General features: G+C 59.3%; 4 protein-coding genes. 2 read left to right on the top strand and 2 right to left on the bottom strand.

Annotated elements, in window-relative coordinates; translation table 11 throughout:
* Positions 1-147 precede the first annotated feature (147 nt).
* Positions 148-540: a DNA-directed RNA polymerase subunit omega gene (gene rpoZ, locus VJV58_RS10905; RefSeq protein ID WP_324137355.1), complete on the bottom strand. Its 393-nt coding sequence runs from the start codon at positions 538-540 to the stop codon at positions 148-150.
* 308 nt (positions 541-848) lie between these two features.
* Between rpoZ and VJV58_RS10900 the strand changes: the two genes are divergently transcribed.
* Both VJV58_RS10900 and VJV58_RS10895 read left to right on the top strand, forming a co-directional pair.
* On the top strand, positions 849-1478 hold the full coding sequence (locus tag VJV58_RS10900; RefSeq protein ID WP_324137354.1) for an NYN domain-containing protein: 630 nt from the start codon (positions 849-851) through the stop codon (positions 1476-1478).
* The gene (locus VJV58_RS10895; protein WP_324137353.1) at positions 1462-2157 is read left to right on the top strand and encodes a uracil-DNA glycosylase; all 696 of its coding nucleotides are present in this window, start codon (positions 1462-1464) and stop codon (positions 2155-2157) included. The genes VJV58_RS10900 and VJV58_RS10895 overlap by 17 nt, the downstream gene beginning before the upstream one ends.
* A 14-nt stretch (positions 2158-2171) precedes the next feature.
* Here VJV58_RS10895 and VJV58_RS10890 read toward each other — a convergent pair whose 3' ends face one another.
* Positions 2172-2747 carry a peroxiredoxin gene (locus VJV58_RS10890; RefSeq protein ID WP_324137352.1) on the bottom strand — a complete coding sequence of 192 codons (576 nt, stop codon included), beginning with the start codon at positions 2745-2747 and terminating at the stop codon, positions 2172-2174.
* Between the last annotated feature and the right edge of the window lie 72 nt (positions 2748-2819).

Here is a 2819-nt window from a genome sequence, read left to right as displayed (position 1 = left end):
AATCCCAGATCATCGGGAGCGGCCGTGCCCGGACCGACACCGCGTCCGTGAGCATATGGTAACCATGGAAAGGTCAACAAAAGCAAAGGCCCGGATCGATCTCCGGGCCTTTCGTAGAATCTGCGGCTTTTTCTCTAACCTGCGCGCCTATTCATCCTCTTCCGGCTGCTCTTCCGGTGGGGCCAGACCCTCGAGCCCCTTTAGAAGCTCCTCTTCGGTGATCCGCTCAACGGCGACCTCGGTGTCGTCGGCGTCGACGCTGGCGCCGGCCGAGCCGATCAGAGGCACCGTGTCGGGCTCGGGCTCATCCACCTCGACGAACTTCTGCAGCGAATGGACCAGTTCTTCCCGGAGATCTTCCGGGGAGATAGTCGAATCGGCAATTTCCCGCAGCGATACAACCGGGTTCTTGTCGTTGTCCCGATCGACCGTAAGCTGTGACCCGGACGAGATCATGCGGGCACGGTGGGCCGCCAAGAGGACCAGGTCGAACCGGTTATCGACCTTATCAATGCAATCTTCTACGGTGACGCGCGCCATCGACTGTCGCTCCGTTAACTGGGACGAATATGTTGATTATGCCCGCTAGTTATAGAGGCCGAGGCGGTTTCGCAAGGCCATTTTGCGCTCTGCCCCCTACCTTCGGACGACACGGCAAGGATAGAGCCGGTCTGCGACAAAATAATGTCGCTGTATACCATACCCAACTCATGGCCTTTTTGCCTTTGGCGTACCACATTGCGGTGGTGCCTGTCGGGTCAATTCAACCCGAAATTACAAGGCAGCAATTTTGGGAATGCGCGGTCGGTTGCCGCTGCGCCAATAACTTCAAAAAAAGCGAGCACTGAATGTCCGTCTCCCCTACCAGCAAAATTGCGCTGTTTATTGATGGCGCCAACCTTTACGCAACCGCCAAAACGCTTGGTTTCGATATTGATTACAAACGCCTGCTCAAGGAATTCCAGAGCCGGGGAACGCTGCTTCGCGCGTTCTACTACACGGCGATCATTGAAGATCAGGAATACTCATCCATCCGGCCGCTGATCGATTGGCTCGATTACAACGGTTACACCGTCGTCACGAAGGCGACCAAGGAATTCATCGATGCCAGCGGACGCCGCAAGGTGAAAGGCAACATGGACATCGAACTCGCAGTCGATGCCATGGAACTCGCCGAGCATGTCGACCAGATTGTGTTGTTCTCCGGGGATGGCGACTTCCGCTCGCTGGTCGAAGCAGTACAGCGCCGCGGTGTGCGCGTGACCGTGGTATCGACAATTTCAAGCCAGCCGCCGATGATCGCCGACGAATTGCGGCGCCAGGCTGACGTGTTCACGGACCTCGTAGAACTGCAATCGAAGATCGGCCGCGACCCTTCCGAACGCCCCGCCCCACGCGAACCTCGTCATCACGCGCCGCAATTCCTGCAGCGCGCCACAACGATGGTGCCGAGGGGCGATGATGATTTCGACGATTGAGAACAAGACCAGGGCGAAGCCCGCAAGCGGGAATCCTCTGCCTGCGGTCCTCCGCGGTCAACCCGATCGCGACTGTCCATTATGTCCCCGACTTCTGAGCTTCCGGCAAGCCACGCGCGCGCGTGAACCGGATTGGTTCAATTCTCCGGTACCCTCGTTCGGTGATGCCGACGGACGGCTTTTAATTGTCGGCCTGGCGCCCGGCCTTCAGGGCGCCAATCGGACCGGACGTCCCTTTACCGGGGATTTCGCCGGTGACCTGCTCTACGCAACGCTCATTGAATACGGTTTTGCCGAGGGTGCCTACGAAGCCCGACCGGACGACGGGCTGAAGCTGATCGACTGCCGGATCAGCAATGCGGTTCGCTGCGTGCCGCCGCAGAACAAGCCGCTGCCGGTTGAGATCAGCACATGTCGCCAATTCCTGTCCGCAACCCTGGCGTCGATGCGAAACTTGACCGCGATCGTGGCGCTTGGGCGCGTTGCGCACGAATCCACGTTGAAGGCGCTGAATGTGCGCGGCGTCGAAGCCCCGTTCGCGCACGGTGCGATCCACCAGGCCGGCACCTACAAACTATACGACAGCTATCATTGTTCGCGTTACAACACCAATACGCGGGTGCTGACGCCGGAAATGTTCCGGCGCGTGTTTGCAAGAGTGCGCGCGGATCTGGGTTGATAGCCTCGTGAGGCTCAAACCCGGTTGTCCTTAAGCCACGATAGCACGTCCCCGGCATTTCGATCGGGCGGAAACACCGGGTAGAACACGTGACTGATGCGCCCATCATCGATGATCAGCGCCAGTCTTTTGATCAGCGTGAGACCTGCAACCTGCATGGTCGGCAGATCGAGCGCGCGGGTAAGCTCCAGCTTCTCGTCTGATAAAACCGGAAACGGCAAATGCAGACGTGAGGCCATTTCGGTCTGATAGGTATTGGTCTGTGTCGACAGGCCGAACACGTGTCCTGCGCCGGCTGCCTTCAATTCCGCGAACAGGTCACGGAACGCGCATGTTTGCGGCGTGCACCCGCGCGCTCCCGGAATGAGGTCCCAGTCGTCAACCAAGGCGATCTTGCCGGGTTCACCGGTCCTCGGATACGCGAACACCACAGTGCGACCCGGCAACGAGGCAAGGGTCACCGATGTATCGTCGGTCGCGACCAGACTGATCGGCGGGATGCTCATGCCCTTGAGATGCGCCGCCGCCCCGTCATCGGCCGGCGCCGGAATCGTGCTCCAATCGACCTCAAGGAGATTTCTCTGGTTCATAGCATCCTCGGCTGGTTGATTATCCGCGCGCCCGCAGCAGGCGGCCTTTTTCCCTGCTCCAGTCGCGCTTCT

It is taken from the genome of Bradyrhizobium sp. (assembly GCF_035273305.1).
GTDB lineage: Bacteria > Pseudomonadota > Alphaproteobacteria > Rhizobiales > Xanthobacteraceae > Bradyrhizobium.
This window is presented reverse-complemented; position numbering and strand designations above follow the sequence as displayed.